Raw genomic sequence first — 20,006 nt, forward strand, 5'->3', positions numbered from 1 at the left:
CTCTTGGAGGGAGAAGGGCCAAGCCGAATACGTCAGGCCGATCAAGCGCCGAGCAGAATCCGCAGCATGCGGCGCAGCGGCTCGGCCGCGCCCCACAGCAGCTGATCGCCGATCACGAAGGCCGAGACGTATTCCGGGCCGAGGTTGAGCTTGCGTACGCGGCCGACGCCGACCTGCAGCTCACCCGTGATCGACGCCGGCGTCAGTTCCTTGACCGTGATCGCGCGATCGTTCGGAACCCACTTCACCCAGTCGTTGCCGCTCTTGATGATGGATTCGATCTCGGCCAGCGGCAGGTCGCGCTTGAGCTTGAGCGTCAGCGCGAGGCTGTGGCAGCGCATCGCGCCAATGCGCACGCAGAGGCCGTCGACCGGAATGGGCTTCTCGTTGCCGAGAATCTTGTTGACCTCGGCCTGACCCTTCCATTCTTCCTTCGACTGGCCGTTGTCGAGCTGCGCGTCGATCCACGGAATCAGGCCGCCCGCGAGCGGAGCGCCGAAGAATTCGGTCGGCACGTCGTTGCGGATCGCCTGCGCGACCTTGCGGTCGATGTCGAGAATCGCCGACGACGGCGTGGCGAGTTCATCGGCCACCGCACCGTTGACCACGCCCATGCCCTTGAGCAGCTCGCGCATGTGGTTCGCGCCGCCGCCCGAAGCCGCCTGATAGGTCATGGAGCTCACCCATTCGACGAGGTTCTCGCGGAACAGGCCGCCGACGCCCATGAGCAGGATCGAGTTCGTGCAGTTGCCGCCGATGAAGTTCTTGATGCCCTTGTCTAGCGCGCGATCGATCACGTTGCGATTGACCGGATCGAGCACGATCACCGCGTCGTCCTTCATGCGCAAGGTCGAAGCCGCGTCGATCCAGTAGCCGTTCCAGCCGGCGGCGCGCAGCTTCGGATAGATCTCGGTCGTGTAGTCGCCGCCCTGGCAGCTGATGATGATGTCCATCGACGACAGCGCTTCGATGCTGTTCGCATCGAGCAGCGTTCCAGCGCTTTTGGCGAACGACGGCGCCGCTCCACCCACGTTCGACGTGGTGAAGAACTGCGGCGAAATCAGCTCGAAATCTTTCTCCGCCTGCATGCGATCCATCAGCACCGAACCGACCATGCCGCGCCAACCGACCAGACCGACCTTCTTCATGACGACTTTCTCTCTCACCAATGGGGACTGCTAAAAATGAATCAAAGCGACTTGTTGAAATGAAACGAGCTGATCTCGAAACGCTCGCGTAAATAAAACCGATGCGCCGACTTGCGCTGCGTGCCCGAATCCAGATGCAGCATCGCGCAAGCAGCTTCGCGTGCGCGATGCTCCAGCCAGCCGATCAGCGCCTGCCCGACACCCGTGGAGCGCCGCGCCTCGTCGGTGACCAGATCGTCGACGTACAGGTTCCGGCCGAAGGCCGTGTTCTCGCTGATGCGATAGATCGCCACGCCGAGCACCGAATCACCATCCACCGCAATCAGCATGCGTCCACCGCTCGCGAACACGCGGCCCAGACTCGCCGCGTAGTCGACCAACTGCGGACGCAGCTGACGATGCACGCGCTCGCTGCGCGCGAGCCACTCGGGCTCGCACACGGCGCCGGATTCGTCGGTGACTTCGATCAGCTGCATTGATGCCTTCAGCGCTTGAGCGCCGCGACCACGGCATCGCCCATTTCGCGCGTGCCGATGATCTTCTCGCCCGGCTGCGCAATGTCACCCGTGCGCAGGCCGTCCTTGAGCACCTGCTTCACGGCCGCGTCGATGCGCTCGGCGATGTCCGCACGGTTGAAGCTGTACTTGAACATCATGCCGACCGACAGGATCGTCGCGAGCGGATTGGCCTTGTTCTGGCCTGCGATGTCCGGCGCGCTGCCGTGGATCGGCTCGTACATGCCCTTGTTGTTCGCATCGAGCGAAGCCGAGGGCAGCATGCCGATCGAGCCCGCGAGCATTGAGGCCTCATCCGACAGGATGTCGCCGAAGATGTTGCCGGTGACGATCACGTCGAACTGCTTGGGCTTCTTGACGAGCTGCATCGCCGCGTTGTCGACATACATGTGGCTCAGTTCGACATCCGGGTAATCCTTGGACACGCGGATCACCACTTCACGCCAGAGGCGCGAGGTGTCGAGCACGTTTTCCTTGTCGACCGAGCAGAGCTTCCTGTTGCGCTTGCGCGCCGCATCGAACGCCACGCGCGCGATGCGCTCGATCTCGGACACCGCGTAATGCATGGTGTCGTAGCCTTCCTCCTCGCCCGCCGCGTTGGTGCGGCGGCCGCGCGGCTGGCCGAAGTAGATGTCACCCGTGAGCTCGCGCAGGATCAGGATGTCGAGGCCCGAAATCACTTCGGGCTTGAACGACGACGCCGCGATGAGCTCGTCGAACGCGAGTGCCGGACGCAGGTTGGCGAACAGGTTCAGGTCCTTGCGGATCGCGAGCAGGCCGCGCTCGGGGCGCAGTTCGCGCGGCAGCTCGTCGTACTTCGGACCGCCAACGGCACCGAGCAGAATCGCATCGGCCGCACGCGCGAGCTTCTGCGTCGATTCCGGATACGGATGGCCTTCGGCATCGACGGCCGCGCCGCCGAGCAGACCGAATTCGATCTGCAGTTCTTCGCCTTCTGCGCGCAGCACGTCGAGCACCTTGACCGCTTCGGCCATCACTTCGATGCCGATGTAGTCGCCCGGCAGTACCGCGATTTTCTTGATCGTCATGTTGTTTGAGCGTTGTCGTTATTTTAGGAAGCGAACAGCCACGGCGCCTGTTCGCGGCGCCTGGCTTCGTAGGCGCGGATCGCGTCGCCGTGCTGCAGGGTCAGGCCGATTTCATCGAGACCGCGCACGAGGCAATCCTTGCGGAATTCGTCGATCTCGAAGCGGTGACGCGCACCACTCGGCGTGATCACGACCTGCTCGGGCAGATCGATGGTCAGCGAATAGCCCGGGTTGGCGGCGAGCTCCTGAAACAGCGACTCGATGACTTCGGCCGGCAGCGCGATCGGCAGAAAGCCCGATTTGAAACTGTTGTTGAAGAAGATGTCGGCGAAGCTCGTCGCGATCACGCTGCGGAAGCCGTAATCGTCGAGCGCCCAGACCGCGTGCTCACGCGAAGAACCGCAGCCGAAGTTCTCGCGCGACAGCAGGATCTGGGCGTCGCGGAACTCGGGCTTGTTGAGCACGAAATCGGGATTCGGGCGACGCGTGGCGACCGGCGTATCGAGATCACCCGCATCGAGATAGCGCCAGTCGTCGAACAGGAACTGGCCGAAACCCGTGCGCTTGATCGATTTCAAATATTGCTTCGGAATGATCGCGTCGGTATCGACATTCGGCCGATCCAGCGGCGCGACCTTGGCGGTGACGGTGGTAAAGGCGCGCATTTAGAAGCTCCTCACATCGACGAAATGACCGGCGATGCCGGCGGCCGCGGCCATCGCGGGCGAAACCAGATGCGTGCGACCGCCCTGGCCCTGGCGGCCTTCGAAATTGCGATTGCTCGTGGAGGCGCAGCGCTCGCCCGGTTCGAGGCGATCGGCGTTCATCGCCAAGCACATCGAGCAGCCTGGTTCGCGCCATTCGAAGCCGGCGTCGGTGAAGATCGTGTGCAGGCCTTCGGCTTCGGCCTGCTGCTTGACGAGGCCCGAGCCCGGCACCACCAGCGCGAGCTTGACGTTCGCGGCCTTGCTCTTGCCGCGCACGACTGCGGCGGCGGCGCGCAAATCCTCGATGCGCGAATTCGTGCAGCTGCCGATGAAGACCTTGTCGATGGCGATCTGCTCGATCGGCTGGTTCGCCGTCAGGCCCATGTAGGCCAGCGCCTTTTCCATGCCGTTGCGCTTGACCGCATCGCTCTCGCGTGACGGGTCGGGCACGTTCGCGGAGACCGGCAGCACCATCTCGGGTGAGGTGCCCCAGGTGACCTGCGGCAGGATCTCGGAAGCTTCGAGCACCACTTCCTTGTCGAACACCGCACCCTCGTCGGAGTGCAGCGTCTTCCAGTGCGCGACAGCCTTGTCCCAGTTCTCGCCCTTGGGCGAGAACGGACGGCCCTGCACGTAATCGATCGTGGTCTGGTCCACGGCGACGAGGCCGGCACGCGCACCGCCTTCGATCGCCATGTTGCAGAGCGTCATGCGGCCTTCCATCGACAGCGCGGCGATCGCTTCGCCGGCGAATTCGATCGAATGCCCGTTGCCGCCGGCAGTGCCGATGCGACCGATGATCGCGAGCACGATGTCCTTGGCGGTCACGCCGGGGCCGACGTGGCCGCGCACGGTGATGCGCAAGGTCTTGGTCTTCTTGGCGACCAGCGTCTGCGTGGCAAGCACGTGCTCGACTTCGCTCGTGCCGATGCCGAAGGCCAGCGCGCCGAAAGCTCCATGCGTGGATGTGTGCGAGTCGCCGCAGACCACGGTCATGCCCGGCAGGGTCGCGCCCTGCTCCGGGCCGATCACGTGGACGATGCCCTGGCGCAGGTCGTTCATCTTGAATTCGACGATACCGAACTCGTCGCAATTGGAATCGAGCGCATCGACCTGCGTGCGCGAGATCGGATCCTCGATGCCCTTGCTGCGGTCGGTGGTCGGCACGTTGTGGTCGGCCACCGCGAGGTTGGCCGACAGCCGCCAGGGCTTGCGCTGGTTCAGGCGCAGGCCGTCGAAGGCCTGCGGGCTCGTCACTTCGTGGACCAGATGGCGATCGATGTAGATCAGGCAGGAGCCGTCGCCGTTGTCACGGACCAGATGCTCGTCCCAGATCTTTTCGTACAAGGTACGAGGTTTGACGCGGTTGTCGTTCGGGGTGGCCAAGGTGCTGCCTCCGGTAGAGATTGCGCAAGAATTGCCCAAAGTTTCGGCGCGCAGTCTAGGGCCGGCCTTGCTATAACTCCAATGAATGGTTTGAATGCATGGAATTCCAATCGGGAATTCAATTCTCATGGACAGCCAGGAACTCAGCGCCTTTCTCGAAGTGGCCGACAGCGGCTCGTTCTCGGTCGCGGCCGAGCGCCTGCACCTGACCCAGCCGTCGATCAGCAAGCGCATCGCCGCGCTCGAAGCCCGTCTCAAGCACCCGCTGTTCGACCGCGTCGGCCGGCGCATCAGTCTGACCGACGCCGGCCGTACCCTGCTGCCCTACGCGCGCCGGGTGCTGCAGGAGATCGAGGACGGCCGGCGCGCCCTGTCGAAGCTCTCGGTCGAGGTGGCCGGGCGGCTGTCGATCGGCACGAGCCATCACATCGGCCTGCACCGGCTGCCGCCGACGCTCAAGTCGTATACGCAGCGCTATCCCGAAGTCGATCTCGACATCCATTTCATGGACTCCGAGGACGCCTGCGAGGCCGTGCTGGCCGGCAAGCTCGAACTCGGCATCGTCACGCTGCCGCTGGCCCCGCTCGACAATCTCGAGCAGCGCGTGGTCTGGCCGGACCCGCTGTCGGTGGTGATCTCGCCCGAGCACGCGCTCGCCCGGCACGAGTCGATCGCCTTGCGCGCGCTATCCGAATACCCGGCCGTGCTGCCCGACGAGGCCACCTACACGCACCGCATCATCCGCGAGGCCCTGCAGGGCCACGGCGTCGCCCCGCGCGTGCGGCTGGCGACCAACTACATGGAGACGCTCAAGATGCTCGTCGCGATCGGCCTCGGCTGGAGCGTGCTACCGAGCTCGATGATCGACGACAGCATCCGCGCCCTGCGCGTCGACGACCTGCAGTTGCACCGCGAGCTCGGCCTGGTCTGGCACCAGCGGCGCACGCAGTCCGGGCCGGCGCTCGCGCTGATCGAGGAGTTGTTGGGCACGGGAGACGAGGAACGAGAGACTGGAAAAGCCCGAAGCGGCCCAATCCGAAAGATTGAGAGCCCGAGTCACGGTGAGCTTTGAGCTTTTCGTCTCCCGTTCCCCGTCTCCCGGCTGTTAAGCCTCCCCCGCTAAGCTTTTGCGCATGTCCATCGACCTTCACAGCACCCGGGCGAGTTTCGACGGCATCGGCACCCGGCTGCTCGAACGGCCGCATGCGGGGCCGACGACGCTGCTGTTCCTGCACGGCTGGGGCGACAGCGCCGATGCGTTCAAGCCGCTCATGCAGGAGCTCGCGGACCTGCCTGCGCGGCTCGTCGCGATCGACCTGCCGCACTTCGGCGAGGCCGACGATCTGCCGGAATCGCTGATGGGAAGGCCGATGATTCCGCGCTATCTGCGCTTCGTGCGCGCGGCCTTGAGCGCACTCGGCGAAGGCGGCGATCTGCTGCCGGTCGGCCAGTCCTTCGGTGCGCGCATGCTGCTCGGCGCGCTCGATGCGCAGCCCGCCTTGCCCGTGCGCAACGCAGTCGCGATCGCGCCGGTTCCTTCCACGCTGTCGCCGTGGCAGCAGATGCTGCTGCGCAAGGGCTGGATCGCCGCGGTCTCCGAGCCTCGCGGCCTGCTCGACAACGTGCGGCGCACCTGCTTCAGCGTCTCCGAGCGGGTGCCGCAATCGGTCTGGGACGATTTCCTGCGCCACTGCACGCCGGCACGCATGAACGACTATCTGGAGCGCATGCGCGCGATCACGATGGAGATTCGCGAGCCGGTGCCGATGCGCGACATCGGCTGCTGCGTGGACCTGATCTGGGGCGATCGCGATCGCATGACGCCCGTCGATGCGGCGAGCCATTTCACGCGAGGCCTGCGCGACAGCCGGCTCACGGTGTTCGCCAACTGCGGGCATCACGCGCACCTGGAACGCGTGGTCGAGACCGCGGCACTGATTCGCTCGCTGCTGTCGCCGCTGCGTTGAGCATCCGCGCGCCGCACATTCGCAGGCTGGATCAGCGGCGCGGTCGCCCAGGCCACCGTCGGCTAGATCGATGTCGGTGAGTTACGCGCTACGCGCCAACTCACGCCCCACCAGATCATCGATCTCGTGCGTCACGCCCCAGGCTTCGCACCAGCCGCCATATGGCTCGGCGAGTTCCGATAGTTCGGCCTTCATCGTCGTCACCAATTCGTAGCTGAGCTGGGCTTGCAGCACGATCATGATGTAGCCCGGAAACCCGTCCTGAGGTTCGCTGAGTTCGACCTCTTCGTAGCGCTGCCGCACAAGCTCAACGAACTCGGCCGGCGGTGGCCAATCGTCGAAGTCGATCGAGAAATCGATCGGATATTCGGCGGAGAAGTCGAAGCCCTCGATGGAAAGCTTGTGCAGCACTTCGCCGTCTTCGTCGTCGGGCCAGAAAATCATCATGGTCAAGATCAGGGCTACGCAAGCGTCATCGAGCCCCGAGTTTACCTGCGCGGCTTCGATGGCGCTCCCGATACGCCCCGATGACCGGTATCAGCGCGTCCGCGAACGACGCTTCAACGTACCGGGATCGAAGTAGTTGTCATCGTAGCTCGCTCGGAAGTCGGTGATCTTTTCTTCGTTGCTCATCGCGGTGAGGAAGTAGCGCTTGGACTGCAGGTCGTAGATGATTTCCGGCACGCCGGTGACGGTCGGAACGAACGGGGCCGTGAGCAGGTGCGCCTCCTGTACCTTCCAGAGCTGGCCGCGACCGTCGTAGCAATCCACCGCCGCGATGCTCCAGCTGTCCTCGTCGATGTAGAACACGCGCTTGGCGAAGTTGTGGCGCAGGCCCTGCTTCACCGTGGCTTCGACGACCCAGACGCGATGCAGCTCGTAGCGCGCGAGGTCCTGGTTGATGTGCAGCGGACGGATGATGTCCTTGTACTTCACCTTCGGGCTGTTGATCAGATACGAGTTGTACGGAATGTAGATTTCGCGCTTGCCGACGAGCTTCCAGTTGTAGCGATCGAGCGCGCCGTTGAAGACGTCGATCTGGTCGTTGTACTGCTCGTTGTCGGTGCCGATGGCCGGATTGTCGTAGCCCACGTCCGGAGCGCGCGTGACGCGTCCCATGCCGGGGCTGAACAGCCAGGCCGCACGGCCACCGCTCGACTGGTCCGCGGTCTCGTGCACGAGCGTGATCTGCCCGGCCACGCGTGGCGGCGACAGCACTTCGGACTGGTAATACGCGATCAGCCGGCCATCGCCCGGATGGCCGACGTTGGCGTAGAGGAACTTCACTTCCTCGATGAGCTTGGTGACCAGATACGTTCCGTCAGGCTTGACGATCGCCTGGTTGTTGTAGCGCTTGACCGCCTCGCCCTTGTACTTGAGCTTGTGGTTCCAGAGCACTTCGGCGCCGCTGCCTGGAATCGGGAACGGAAAGCCCAGCTTGGCGTTCTTGACCGAATCGGTGCCTTCGAGCGTCGCCGTCGTGGCGTTCGCAATGGTGGCCTTCTCGATCGCGTCGGAGAAGAAACCCGAGCGGATGCTCGGATAGACCTTCATCGTGTAATCGGGATACGCGGCGAACAGCGCCTTGTGCCCATCGCTGAGCTTATTCGCGTACTGCGCGAGATTGGCCTTGGTGATTTCGACGATCGGCCTGGCGACGCCGGAGATGCCGGCCTGCTCCAGCGTCTTCTCGATCTTGTCGGGTTCGTCCTTGCGCAGTCTTTCGAGATCGGCCGGCGAATAGCCTCTCTGCTCGGCCTTGAAGTTCTTGCCGCCGGTCCATTCGGGAATCGAGCCGTCCTTGTTGCCCGCGCGTTCAGCCCCGACGGCGGTCAGGTCCTTGCCGAGCCTGGCGGCCTGCTCGGGGCTGACTTTGGCTTGCGCCGCGGCCACGAATGCGAATGAAAGGGCCAGCGCGAACGGCAAGGCGCGCGAGCGGCGCGACGGTATTGCGATCATGCGTTCTCCTCCATCGGCACTCGTCGCGGCTGTTGCGATTTGCCCGCCGTCGATCGGTGCTCGCTGATTTCATTCTTTGCGCAGGAAGCAGGCAGGCGCCTTCGCCGTTGCGCATACCCAGCTGTCGCCATAGTCAAACCGACGCTGGCGCAAGGCTGCTAGCGTCCATCCCGGAAGCGAGCGCGACAGACGCTCCGGAGGAGAAAGCCATCATGGATCGCAAGACGAGCTCGAGACTCGGGGCGCCGGCTGCGCTGCTGTTGCTGCTCGCGACAAAGGTCTCCGCGTTCGAAACCGAATGGGGCGAAACCAAGGTCACGCTCAACAACGTCGCCACCATCGGCGCCGCGATGCGCATGCAGGACCGCAGCAGCGATCTGCTCGGCAAGCTCAACGTGCCGGGCCAGCAGGACCTGTGCACGCCCGACGATTGCATGTCATTCGGCAACGATCCCGAGCCGAACGCGCGGCTCGTTGCCGCGCGCGGCGCCTATTCGGGCATCAACGGCGACGACGGCAACATGAACTACGACCAGTATGATCTGGTCTCCGCGACCTCGCGCCTGACTTCCGATCTGAAGCTGCAGCACGGCGATTTCATCGGCCGCGTGCGCGGCATCGCTTTCTTCGACGCGCTCAACGACGGCTTCGAGGAAACCCACTTCAACACGCGCTGGCAATCACGCCACAGTGAGCGCAGCAGCGCGGTCGAGCGCCGCTACGCCAAGGACATCGAGCTGCTCGACGCCTATGTTCAGTATGGTTTCGACTGGGGCGAGCGCTCGGGCACGCTTTCGGTGGGCCGCCAGCTCGTGCGCTGGGGCGAATCGAATCTGATCGCGGTCAACAGCGTCTCCGAGATCAATCCGCCGAACCAGGCTTATCTGCGCTTCCCGGGCATCGAGATCGGCCGCCTGTTCACGCCGGTACCGCTCGCGCTGCTGTCGATGGACGTGTTCCAGAATGCGAGCATCGAAGTCATGTACCAGTTCGGCTGGGAACCCGTGCAGGTCGACCCGCAGGGCAGCTTCTTCTCGGACCAGGACATCATCGGCGGCGGCGAATACCTGATGGTCACGCTCGGCCAGCATTCCGAAGATCCGAACAGTCTGTTCTCATCCAACGGCGAAATCGGCCTGCTGTCCGACACCACCTTCACCGTCCCCGTCGATGACAAGAGCGGACGGCCGCGCAACAGCCGGCAATACGGCGCCAAATTCAGCTACTACGCGGAGTGGCTCAACAACGGCACCGAACTGAGCGCCTACTTCCTGAACTATCACAGCCGCCTGCCCTACGTGAGCTTCTACGCGGCCGACGACAGCTGCATTCCAGCCGGCAACACCAACATCCTCGCCGCGCTGACGGCCTGCCGCGGATTCAACGGCTCGCTCAACCCCACCGGGCTCGGGCTCGATCCGTTGCCGGTCGATTCGATGCGCGCCTTCCTCGATTATCCCGAGGACATCCAGATGTTCGGCCTGAGCTTCAACACCAACATCGGCTCGTACTCGCTGTCGGCGGAATACTCGTTTCGACCCAACCTGCCCTTGCAGGTTCACGTCACCGACCTGGTCTACGCGTCGCTGCAGCCTGCGTTTCCGGACGTGGATGTTCCGATCAACCCGCTCGGCGGCGTCGTCTCGCTGCCCTTGCCCGTGCTCGGCTCGACGATCCCCGGACGTCGTCACGTGGTGCCCGATTTCGTCAGCGGCTATCGCGGCGTGGAGGTTGGAGCCAACGACCTCGTGCGCGGCTACGAGCGCATGAAGGTCGGCCAGCTCGATGCGACGCTGATCCGCTCGTTCTCGAGCGGAAACTGGTTCCGCGCGGACCAGATCATCGCCCTGTTCGAGGTCGGCTTCACCCAGGTCTACGACATGCCCTCGCGCAAGGAACTGCAGTTCGACGGCGGCACGCTCAACCGCACGCACGCCAGCCCGGGCGCCGACGGAACCGGCACCGCGGACGGCCAACCCGATCCGCTGCGCTTCACGCCGACGCAGCAGACCTCGGGCTTCGCCGACGATTTCGCCTGGGGCATCCGCACGCTCACGCGCTTCGAATACAACGACGTCTTCAGTGGCATTCACTTTCGCCCGGTACTCGGATTCTTCTGGGACGTGCACGGCATCGCCGCGCTGCCGACGCAGAATTTCGTCGAGGGCCGCAAGGAGATACTGCTGGGGACCGAGATACAGCTGAGCCAGTCACTGACGACGCAGGTCGCGTATCAGTGGTTTACCGGTGGCGGCATGAACAATACGCGCAAGGATCGGGATAATCTGGCATTGAGCCTGAGTTACAGTTTTTGAGTACGCCGACCGCGTCGGAATCCAACGCGGCAGCTCATCCGGCACCGTCGCGCCGGGCGGGCGGCGAGGAGCTCTCCATCGGCAAGCCGATGAGCCTCAAAGCTCCAGTTTGTACCCCACCCCGTAAATCGAGCGGATCAACTCCTGATCCGGACTCACCGCATCGAGCTTGCGGCGCAGGTTCTTGATGTGGCTGTCGACCGTGCGATCGGTGACGACGCGATGGTCGGTATACAGATTGTCGAGCAGCTGGTCGCGCGAGAACACGCGGCCCGGCGCCGCGGCGAGCGTCTTGAGCAGGCGGAATTCCACCGGCGTCAGGTCGAGCGCATCGCCCTTGAAGCTCGCGGTGTAGGTGCTCTCGTCGATGCGCAGGCCTTCTTCCTCGGGCGCGACCGCCGCACCGCCGCCGTTGCCACCACCGCGCTGCGTGCGGCGCAGGATCGCCTTCACGCGCGCGACCACTTCGCGCGGGGAGAACGGCTTGCAGATGTAATCGTCGGCCCCGAGTTCGAGTCCGACCAGGCGATCGATCTCCTCGACGCGCGCGGTCATCATCACGATCGGCACGTCGCTGAAGGTGCGCAGCTCGCGGCAGACGTCGAAGCCGTCGCGGCCCGGCAGCATCAGGTCGAGCAGGATCAGGTCGGGCACCTGCGCCTTGACGGCCGGCACCACTTCGCGGCCGTCGGCGAGGATCGCGGTCGTGAAGCTCGCGGCCTTCAGGTAATCGGAAACCAGCTGCGCGAGCTTGGGCTCGTCCTCGACGATCAACACGCGGCGAATGTCATTGCTCATCGGCTGGACTCAGTCGCGCGCCAGGGGAAGCCGGATGCTCATGTGCAAACCTCCGAGAGATGAGGCGGTGGCGGTGAGCTGACCGCCGTGCGCCTCGGCGATGTTGCGGCAAATGGCAAGCCCCAGGCCAGCGCCGCCGCTCGCGCGGTTGCGCGAAGCCTCGACGCGATAGAAGCGCTCGAACAGCTTCGGCAGCAGCTCGGGCGAGACACCGGGCGCGGAATCTTCGAAATCGATGCGCACCTGCGAGCCTTCGATGCGCGCGCCGACCTGCACGCGCCCACCCTTGTCGGTGTAGCGCAGGCTGTTCTCGATCAGGTTGCCGAACAGCTGGCGCAGGCGGCCCTCGTCGGCGAGCACCGGCAGCTCGCAGAGCGCGAGCCGCTCGACGAGCTGCAGGCCGTGCTGGTGGAGCCGTTCGCGCGAGCTGTCGAGCGCGGTCTTGAGCACCGAGCCCGCATCGACGAGCACCTTGCGATACGTCAGCGCGCCCGCATCGGACAGCGACAGATCGTAGAGATCGCTGACGAGCTTGCTGAGCAGGCTGATCTCGGCCTGCAGCGAATGGATCGACGCCGGCGTCAGCGGACGCACGCCGTCTTCGAGCGCTTCGAGCTCGCCGCGCAGCACCGCGAGCGGCGTGCGCAGCTCGTGCGAGACGTCGGCCATGAAGGCCCGGCGCATGTGCTCGTTCTTCTCGAGCGCCACCGCGAGGTGATTGAAGTCTTCGGCCAGGGCGCCGATCTCGTCGGTGGCCGACACGCGCACGCGCGTCGAGTAGTCGCCGGCCGCGAGCCGCGCCGCGCCGCGGGCCATGCGCCGCACCGGCGCCAGGAACACGCGCGCCATGCCGTAGGCCACCAGCGCGGCCACCAGCGCGGCGAGTCCGCCGACGATCCAGGTGGCGCGGAACTGCTGCTGCTGAAAGCGCACGTCGGCCGCGAGCGTGGCCTCGCGGAACGGCAGCAGGGCGAGCCAGCCGACGGTGACGCCGTCGACCACGATCGGGCGCAGGATCGCGTTCGGACCCATGTGCGGATTGCCGATCACGAGCTTGCGATCCCGGTCGAGCACCGAGACGCGCAGGTTCAGGCCGATCAGCTCGACGTCGGCCGGCTCGGGGCTCGCGGGATTCGGAGCCGGATCGGGCGGCGTGCCGCCCGCCGGAATCCCGGGCGCGGCCTTGAGCGCGTCGTCACGCGTCTGCGGGCGGATCAGCCGGAACCAGGTGCGCGGGTTGTCGCGCAGGAACTCCCAGCTGCCATGCTCCTTGTAGGCCGCGACCACGTCGGGCATGAAGTCGTCGAGCCGCGCTTCGCTCTGCTCGTTCAGATAGCCGACGAAACCCCTCGTGAAGCTGATGCGCGAGGCCACGCCCATCGCCACCGCGACCAGCAGGCTGGTGGCGAAGATGGCGATGAAGAGCTTGGCGGTGACGCTGTGTCTCATGCGGCCCGGAAGACTGGGGGAAAGCGGAACCCGGGCTTTGTATGTCGCGGGGCCGGCGAGCACAAGCGCCGCGCGGCAATCTTCAATAACTCTCCACAGTTGGCGCGCTCCAGCAGGCTTTCGCCGGCGAGCCGCTAGGCGATGTCGAAGCGCTTGTGCGTGCGCACCCACTCGTCGATGACCATCGCCGGCCGCGCACGCGAGAACAGATAGCCCTGCCCCGCGTGGCAGCCGTAGCGGCGCAGCAGGCCGATGGTGTGCAAGTCCTCGACGCCTTCGGCGACCACTTCGATATGCAGCCGGCGGCCGAGTTCGACCGTGGCCTGGACGATGTCGCGGCCACGACGCTCGCTGGTCAGGCTGCTGATGAAGCTGCGATCGATCTTGATCGAATCCACCGGCAGCTGATGCAGGTAGCTCAGCGACGAATAGCCGGTGCCGAAGTCGTCGAGCGCGATGCCGATGCCTTCGGCGCGCATGCTGCGCAGGCGTTGCGCCACGCCCTTGAAATCGCGCACGAGCACGCCTTCGGTGATCTCGAGCTTGATCTGGTTGCGCGCCATCGGATGGCGGCGGAACAGATCGAGCATCTGCTCGATGAAGGCCGGCTTGCCGACATCGTCGGGCGAGACGTTGATCGAGACCCACGGCACCGGCTGGCCCGAGGCCGAGGCGCTGGCGCCCCAGAGCTCGACCAGTTCGATCGCCTCGCGCAGCGCATCGAGCGTGAGCACGTGGATCAGTTCGGCGCGCTCGGCCCAGTCGATGATCTGCGGCGCCGTGAACACTTCGGGCGCCTCGGGCCAGCGCAGCAGCGATTCGAAGCCGATGATGCGCCCGGTGGCCAGGTGCACCACCGGCTCGTAGTGCTGCTTGAACGCGCCGCTGCGAAAGGCGTCGTCGAGCAGGCCGTCGCGCCGGGTCAGCTCGATGTCGAGCGTGATCGCGGAAACGGTCGGCCGCGCCGGCAGCAACTCCGATGAGTCACTCGGGTCGTCGCGATCGGCCTCGCGGTCGAATTCCTGGAAGCGCCGGCTCAGCACCGAGATCTGCGCCTCCATCTCGCGCATCGCCATGCGGCGCTCGAACGCGATCATGAGTGTCAGCGCGAGCCCGAGCGCGAGCAGCTGCACGAGCGTCTGGTTGAGCCACCAGCTGCTCGAGAACGCAAACGCCGAATTGGTCGGCTGCAGGATCTCGAGACGCCAGTCGCGATCGACGATCCTCATCATGAAATCGCGGTGCAACGTGCCGTTGGGCGTCTCCCGGTAGACCTGCTCGGCCGACAGCAGGTGACCGCCCGAATCGCCGTAGTAGATCGGCCGCGGCGGCTTGGCGCTGACGTCGGACAGCGCCATGCCGCCGCCCTCGGGCAGGCCACCGATCTGCTCGACCGCCGCCTGCACGATGCGCTCCGGCCGCTGCACGAGCACGATCAGGCTCGGCTCTCTCGCGCGCGCGAGATAGATCGGCACCGCCCAGGCCAGCCGGTTGCCATGGCGCGGCAGCACCAGGGGGCCGCTGCTGCCGCCCGATCCGCCGAGTTGCTCGCCGCGCGTCAACAGCTCCGCCGCCTCGGGCTCCGCGCTCAGGGCGAGCCCTTCCCAAAGCGAGGAGACGCCCGCCGGCGCGGCATGCTCGACGACCATCTCGGTCCGCCTCAGCGCGAATGCCTGCGTGCCCTGGCCGTCGCTGCGCAGCCTGATGCGCCGCGGCGCCCCGCCCTGCGACAGCCCGGCCTCGAACTCGGCCTGCCGCGCCGGCTCCACCGCGCGCAGCAGCAGCACCGCCTCGATCGTCGAAATGCGTCCCATGAGGTCCTGGGTCAGGCGCTCGAGCGTCTCGGACGCCAGGCCCGAAGTGCCCAGTCCGGCCTGCAGGCCGGCCGCGACCATGCCGACGTCTTCGGCCTGGCTCTGCAGCTCGCTCGCGAGCAGCGAGACGCGATCCTGGAAATGACGCTGTTCCACCCCGATCGACGCCTCCTGCACCACCCAGGTCGCGAACCAGCCGGCGATCAGGATCATGCTCAGCGCGGCGGTGAGTGGCGCCTGATCGCGCCAGTTGGTGAGCAGGCGAACCTGGCGATCGAGGGTCCAGGCCAGCGGAAACGCCATCACCAGCCCGAGCACGCTGCCCGCGTAGGCGACGATCCAGAAGCGGCTCGCCGGCAGATGCAGGATTGCGTCTTCCGAGACCAGTACGAGCGTCGAGATGGTCGGCGAGATCACCGAACCGATCGGCGCGACGATCAGCACCGCCCAGCAGCGATGCAGGCGTGTCGGCGCGAACTGGTCGAACCATCGATAGAGCCTGCTCTGGAACCAGGCCTGGATCGACATGCCGGCGAAGACCAGCGTGATCGAGCCGAGCGCCATGGGCTTGGCGATGGTGAGCGGAAAGGTCGTCAGCACCGCCAGCGCGTAGCCGACGGCGATGCCGAGCAGCGAGGCGATCAGCCCGCGGCTGCCCAGGCACAGCCCGATGATGAAGAACAGCGCAGGCGCCGGACGCAGCAGGCTCGACAGCCCGGTTTCGCGCATGACCAGCAGTTCGAAACTCGAGCTCGCCGTCGCCAGCACGGCCGCGAGCACGAGCCACCAGAGCTGACGCAAGCCGCTCATGAAGGCAGCTGCCGGACGCGGCGACGCGCAGGCTCTCCGATGCCGCTCACGCGAGTGCCGAAACCATGTTGCTGCCGGTGCCCCCCCAAGGGCGGGCCGCATGCGCGGCCCGAGTGGCGGAATTCTATCGCCACGCGCTGTGAGAAAGTTCCGGACACGAAATCAGATGCAGTCGACGCAGGCTGTCATCGCCGCGCTCAGCGGGCGGGCAGACGGCATGCCGCCAGCCAGCCGCCGAGCGCGGCGAGCGACGCCAGCGAGAACAGTACCGGAGCGGAAACCACGTCCCACAGGTAGCCCGCCGACAAGGCGCCGAGCGAGCCGCCGACGCCGTACGAGGCCGAGTTGTAGATCGCCTGCGCGCGGCCGTGCAGCGAAGGCGGAAACAGGCGCTGGACGTAATGCATGGCCACCAGGTGATAGCAGGCGAAGCTCGTCGCGTGCAGCAATTGGGCCAGGACCAGCAGCGGCAGGGCCTGGGCGCCGAAACCGATCAGCAGCCAGCGCAGCGTTGCCGACGCCATCGCCACGAGCATGAGCCGCCGCGCCCCGAGGCGGGCGGTCCAGCGCCCGCCGAAGACGAACATGAGGATTTCGGCGACCACCGCGAGCGCCCACAATTGCCCGGCGAAGCCGCGCGAATAACCACTGCGTTCGAGAAACACCGTGAAGTAGCCGTAGTACGGCGCGAAGCTCAGCTGCGAGAAGAAGCAGACCAGCAGCAGCCACTGCACCGGCCGGCTCCTGAGCACCTGGCCGATGGTCTGCTCGCCCGTCGCCGCGGCCGCCTGCGCGCTGCGCGCGACGCTGCGCGTATCGGGCACCGTCCAGGCCACACCCGCCATCGCCGCGAACAGCACGGCCACCAGCCAGGGCTCCCAGCGCACGCCCATGACATCGAGCGCCGGCCCGACCGTGAGCACCGCGAAGACGAAACCGACCGAGCCCCACAGCCGCACGCGCGAATAGTCGCCGCCGCCGAGGCGCAGGTGATTGAGCGCCACCACCTCGAACTGCGGCAGCAGGGCGTTCCAGAACATCGTGTAGGCCAGCATCAGCAGCATCACCGGCAGTACGCCTTCGGCGAGCGGAATGGCGGCGAAGATCAGCAGCGAGGCCAGCGCGGCGTAGCGGATCATCTGCATGCGCTCGCCGCTGCGGTCCGCCCACCAGCCCCAGGCCAGCGGAACGGTGGCGCGCGACAACCCGGTCAATGCATAGGCGATGCCCATGTCGGTGGCGCTGAAGCCGCGCGACAGCAGGTACGGCGGCCAGTAGGCCATGAAGGCGCCGACGGTGCCGTAGTAGCTAAAATAGAAAGCCGCGAGACGGACGTTGAGCGTCATTCAAGGTGCCGCGAGGGCGGCAGAGCAGGCAGCAGGGGCGCGCACTGTACCCGTCCCGCCGGCTGGATTCATCCATCACTCAGCCGCGTCTCAATAAGAATTTTTTCAAGCAATCCATCATCTTGCCGAGAACGATTCCATGACCCGACAGACCGCGATCAGCCGGACCGCGCTTCGCCAGGCCGGCTGGACCCTCGCGCTGGGCCTGTGCGCCGTTTTCGGCGGCGCCCACGCCGACGACGACTATCCCGCGGCGCCCGGGCGCTATTACGACAACGGCCGCTACGGAGACAGCGGCAGCGGTGGCCGCTATGTCGACCGCTACAGCTACGGCGGCCGCTCCGACGATCACCCGAGCGACCCGACCTACGACCGCTCCTACGATCGCTACGAAAGCGTGGACGATCGCCGCTATCGCGAAGAATCGCGGCGCGACGCCGTCGACCAGATACGCGACGAGATCGACGACGCGCGCGAATCGCTCGAAGCCGATCGCCGGCGCACCGAGCGCCTGCGCGCCCAGGCTGGCTCCGAGCGCGAGGCCGAAGACCTGCGACTAGATTTCGAAGATCGCCGCGAAGCCTTCGAACGCTGGCGCGAGCGCATGGAACGCGAGCGCGAGCGCATCGAATCGGGACGCTGAGACTGGCCGCCCGGCGCGGCGCTCATCGGGGCTTCACGGCAAGCCGCCGAGATAACGCGACCACAGCAATGGCGTTTCGGTAGCGCCCGGAGCGAGAACCGGCACAGGGACGCCGCTGCCGTCGAATTCGCCCATGGCGCTCCACCCAGATTCAGCACGAAGGCCTTCGCCGCCGAACAACACGAAAGCGGCGCGCCCCTGAAGCCCACGGACCATAGCGGCTCTCGAAACTCGCCCTCATTCCGTTCTCCCTTCGGGTCCCATGCGCCCGCGTTCTGCTGGGTGCTCGCGAACGGCGCGCCGGCACGGCATCATCGATGCGACATCGAAACGAGGGAGCAGCGAGATGAGCAGCATCTATGATTTTTCGGCGCGCGATATCGCCGGACGCGAGGTGTCGATCGCCGATTACAAGAACAAGGTCTTGCTCATCGTCAACACCGCGAGCAAATGCGGATTCACGCCGCAGTACGAAGGCCTGGAAAAGCTGTATCGCGATCTCGCCGATCGCGGGCTCGTCATCCTGGGTTTTCCGTGCAACCAGTTCGGCAAGCAGGAACCCGGCGACGCCAAGGAGATCGCCGAGTTCTGCAAGCTCACCTACGACGTCGGCTTTCCGATGTTCTCGAAGATCGAGGTCAACGGCCCCGGCACGACGCCGCTGTATCAGTGGCTCAAGGACCAGGCGCCCGGCCTGCTCGGCAGCAAGGCGATCAAATGGAACTTCACCAAGTTTCTGGTCGATCGCAATGGCCAGGTCAAGGCGCGCTACGCGCCGACGACGCCCCCCGAAAAGCTGCGCGGCGAGATCGAAGCCCTGCTCTAGCGCGCCCGCCGCCAGAGCCGCACCGGCGGGGCCGCGAAGCCGCGCCGGCCACCCCAGTCGCGTTGAACCGCATCCCGGCCGCTCAGGCGCTCAAGCGCAGGCCGTTCTGCATCTCCGGACGCCGGCGTGGGCGGCTCTCGGCGTAGACATGCGGGGTCATGCCGTTCCAGCGCTTGAACGCGCGGATCAAGGCGCTGGCCTCCGAGAAGCCGCAGCGGAACGCCACTTCCTCGATCGAAAGCGAGCGCTGGCGCAGGTAATACTCGGCCGCGCCACGGCGCACCTGATCCTTGATTTCCTTGTACGTGATGCCTTCGTCGGCGAGACGCCGGCGCAAGGTCTGCGGATGGATCTCGAGTTGAGCCGCGATGTCCTCGAACTCGGGCATTTGCGGCAAATGGCCGGCGAGCCGTTCGCGCAAGCGTGTGGTCCAGTCGGCCGTCGCCTGCTGCAATTTGAACAATTGCAGCGGACTGCCGACCAGCAAGGCATCGAGGCTGCGATCGTCGCGGCCTATCGGCTGGTCGAGCAGCCTGCGATCGAAGCGCATCGCGGTCTGCGGCTGGCCGAAGCACAGCGTTCCGGTGGCGAACAGCCAGCGATAGTCCTCGCTGCCCGTCGGCTCCGCATGCTCGAACTCGACGGTCCTGAGCGGCAGCGTTTCTTCGAGCAGCCAGCAGATGAAGCGATAGAGCGTCGACAGGGCGCGCTCGTAACCGAAGGACTCGTAGGTCATCGAATGATCGTGCGGCAACATGCGGATCACCGCCTCGTCGCCTTCGACGAACAGTCGCATCTCCATGCCTAGATCGTAGAGCGCGTAGCAGCGCAGCCAGCGATTGAGGGCCTGCTCGAGCGAGCCCGCGTGCACGGCGGCGCAGCAGGCCGTCGACCAGGTTCCGGGCTTGTGCGCCCGCGGCGCATAGCCGAGCGCTTCATCGCGCATGGCCTGCATCGTCAGGCGCTCGAGCACCGCGTAATTCGCCAGCGGCACGCGCACGTCGGCGTTCTCGAGCGAGAGCGGATCGATCTCGCTATGTTCGAGCAGCGTCCGCACGTCGATGCCGCGCTCGGCCGCCCTGGCGATCACGCACCGCACGAATCGGATCGGAACCCGGGACGATTGTCCTCCGCGGCCGCTCAGCTGCCACATCTCGATTTCCTCTTCTCGTCATGCCCTCGGGATCGACGGGCCGATATCCGCGGACGCGCCCTGCGCGTCGCGCAACCGATCCGGGTCACAGTAACCCATTAACTTGTCGTCGACAAATAAC

Annotated in this window: 17 protein-coding genes; 5 read left to right on the forward strand and 12 right to left on the reverse strand. The window is 65.7% G+C overall.

Going from position 1 to position 20,006, the window contains the following annotated elements; all coding sequences use genetic code 11:
* Nucleotides 1-41: 41 nt before the first annotated feature.
* Genes asd through leuC form a run of 5 tightly spaced genes read right to left on the reverse strand, consistent with a single transcriptional unit; the run spans nucleotide 42 to nucleotide 4,805 of the window.
* A complete protein-coding gene (gene asd, locus AC3WUM_RS12030; RefSeq protein ID WP_492410552.1) occupies nucleotides 42-1,148 on the reverse strand; it encodes an aspartate-semialdehyde dehydrogenase in 1,107 nt (368 codons plus the stop codon).
* Nucleotides 1,149-1,189: 41 nt separating this feature from the next.
* Nucleotides 1,190-1,624 (reverse strand): GNAT family N-acetyltransferase, encoded by a 435-nt coding sequence (locus AC3WUM_RS12035; RefSeq protein ID WP_492410553.1) that lies wholly within the window; start codon nucleotides 1,622-1,624, stop codon nucleotides 1,190-1,192.
* A gap of 8 nt (nucleotides 1,625-1,632) precedes the next feature.
* Nucleotides 1,633-2,712: a 3-isopropylmalate dehydrogenase gene (gene leuB, locus AC3WUM_RS12040; protein WP_492410554.1), complete on the reverse strand. Its 1,080-nt coding sequence runs from the start codon at nucleotides 2,710-2,712 to the stop codon at nucleotides 1,633-1,635.
* Nucleotides 2,713-2,735: 23 nt separating this feature from the next.
* On the reverse strand, nucleotides 2,736-3,377 hold the full coding sequence (leuD, locus tag AC3WUM_RS12045; protein ID WP_492410555.1) for a 3-isopropylmalate dehydratase small subunit: 642 nt from the start codon (nucleotides 3,375-3,377) through the stop codon (nucleotides 2,736-2,738).
* Nucleotides 3,378-4,805, reverse strand: coding sequence for a 3-isopropylmalate dehydratase large subunit (gene leuC / locus AC3WUM_RS12050; RefSeq protein WP_492410556.1), 1,428 nt, complete (start codon nucleotides 4,803-4,805; stop codon nucleotides 3,378-3,380). It lies immediately after the preceding gene.
* A gap of 127 nt (nucleotides 4,806-4,932) precedes the next feature.
* Here leuC and AC3WUM_RS12055 point away from each other — a divergent pair, with 127 nt between their 5' ends.
* Together AC3WUM_RS12055 and AC3WUM_RS12060 are read left to right on the forward strand one after the other, a co-directional pair.
* On the forward strand, nucleotides 4,933-5,877 hold the full coding sequence (locus AC3WUM_RS12055) for a LysR family transcriptional regulator (protein ID WP_492410557.1): 945 nt from the start codon (nucleotides 4,933-4,935) through the stop codon (nucleotides 5,875-5,877).
* Nucleotides 5,878-5,938: 61 nt separating this feature from the next.
* Nucleotides 5,939-6,772: an alpha/beta fold hydrolase gene (locus AC3WUM_RS12060; RefSeq protein ID WP_492410558.1), complete on the forward strand. Its 834-nt coding sequence runs from the start codon at nucleotides 5,939-5,941 to the stop codon at nucleotides 6,770-6,772.
* Nucleotides 6,773-6,853: 81 nt separating this feature from the next.
* On the opposite strand, the gene AC3WUM_RS12065 is transcribed toward AC3WUM_RS12060, so the two are convergent.
* The gene (locus tag AC3WUM_RS12065) at nucleotides 6,854-7,219 is read right to left on the reverse strand and encodes a ribonuclease E inhibitor RraB (protein ID WP_492410559.1); all 366 of its coding nucleotides are present in this window, start codon (nucleotides 7,217-7,219) and stop codon (nucleotides 6,854-6,856) included.
* 90 nt (nucleotides 7,220-7,309) lie between these two features.
* Complete coding sequence (locus tag AC3WUM_RS12070) at nucleotides 7,310-8,731, reverse strand: DUF1329 domain-containing protein (RefSeq protein WP_492410560.1); 1,422 nt, start codon at nucleotides 8,729-8,731, stop codon at nucleotides 7,310-7,312.
* A 212-nt stretch (nucleotides 8,732-8,943) separates the two neighbouring features.
* Between AC3WUM_RS12070 and AC3WUM_RS12075 the strand changes: the two genes are divergently transcribed.
* Nucleotides 8,944-11,046, forward strand: coding sequence for a DUF1302 domain-containing protein (locus AC3WUM_RS12075; RefSeq protein WP_492410562.1), 2,103 nt, complete (start codon nucleotides 8,944-8,946; stop codon nucleotides 11,044-11,046).
* A gap of 96 nt (nucleotides 11,047-11,142) precedes the next feature.
* Here AC3WUM_RS12075 and AC3WUM_RS12080 read toward each other — a convergent pair whose 3' ends face one another.
* The 4 genes from AC3WUM_RS12080 to AC3WUM_RS12095 form a co-directional block, all read right to left on the reverse strand.
* Nucleotides 11,143-11,844, reverse strand: coding sequence for a response regulator (locus AC3WUM_RS12080; RefSeq protein ID WP_492410563.1), 702 nt, complete (start codon nucleotides 11,842-11,844; stop codon nucleotides 11,143-11,145).
* 9 nt (nucleotides 11,845-11,853) lie between these two features.
* Nucleotides 11,854-13,293: a sensor histidine kinase efflux regulator BaeS gene (baeS, locus tag AC3WUM_RS12085; protein ID WP_492410564.1), complete on the reverse strand. Its 1,440-nt coding sequence runs from the start codon at nucleotides 13,291-13,293 to the stop codon at nucleotides 11,854-11,856.
* 134 nt (nucleotides 13,294-13,427) lie between these two features.
* The gene (locus AC3WUM_RS12090) at nucleotides 13,428-15,917 is read right to left on the reverse strand and encodes an EAL domain-containing protein (RefSeq protein WP_492410565.1); all 2,490 of its coding nucleotides are present in this window, start codon (nucleotides 15,915-15,917) and stop codon (nucleotides 13,428-13,430) included.
* Between the two features lie 197 nt (nucleotides 15,918-16,114).
* A complete protein-coding gene (locus tag AC3WUM_RS12095; protein WP_492410567.1) occupies nucleotides 16,115-17,263 on the reverse strand; it encodes an MFS transporter in 1,149 nt (382 codons plus the stop codon).
* A 139-nt stretch (nucleotides 17,264-17,402) separates the two neighbouring features.
* Between AC3WUM_RS12095 and AC3WUM_RS12100 the strand changes: the two genes are divergently transcribed.
* Together AC3WUM_RS12100 and AC3WUM_RS12105 are read left to right on the forward strand one after the other, a co-directional pair.
* Nucleotides 17,403-17,906 (forward strand): hypothetical protein, encoded by a 504-nt coding sequence (locus AC3WUM_RS12100; protein ID WP_492410569.1) that lies wholly within the window; start codon nucleotides 17,403-17,405, stop codon nucleotides 17,904-17,906.
* A gap of 346 nt (nucleotides 17,907-18,252) precedes the next feature.
* Nucleotides 18,253-18,732, forward strand: coding sequence for a glutathione peroxidase (locus AC3WUM_RS12105; RefSeq protein WP_492410570.1), 480 nt, complete (start codon nucleotides 18,253-18,255; stop codon nucleotides 18,730-18,732).
* Between the two features lie 82 nt (nucleotides 18,733-18,814).
* On the opposite strand, the gene AC3WUM_RS12110 is transcribed toward AC3WUM_RS12105, so the two are convergent.
* Nucleotides 18,815-19,885 (reverse strand): AraC family transcriptional regulator, encoded by a 1,071-nt coding sequence (locus AC3WUM_RS12110; RefSeq protein ID WP_492410571.1) that lies wholly within the window; start codon nucleotides 19,883-19,885, stop codon nucleotides 18,815-18,817.
* Between the last annotated feature and the right edge of the window lie 121 nt (nucleotides 19,886-20,006).

This window comes from Hydrocarboniphaga sp. FW305-C-57, from assembly GCF_058783045.1.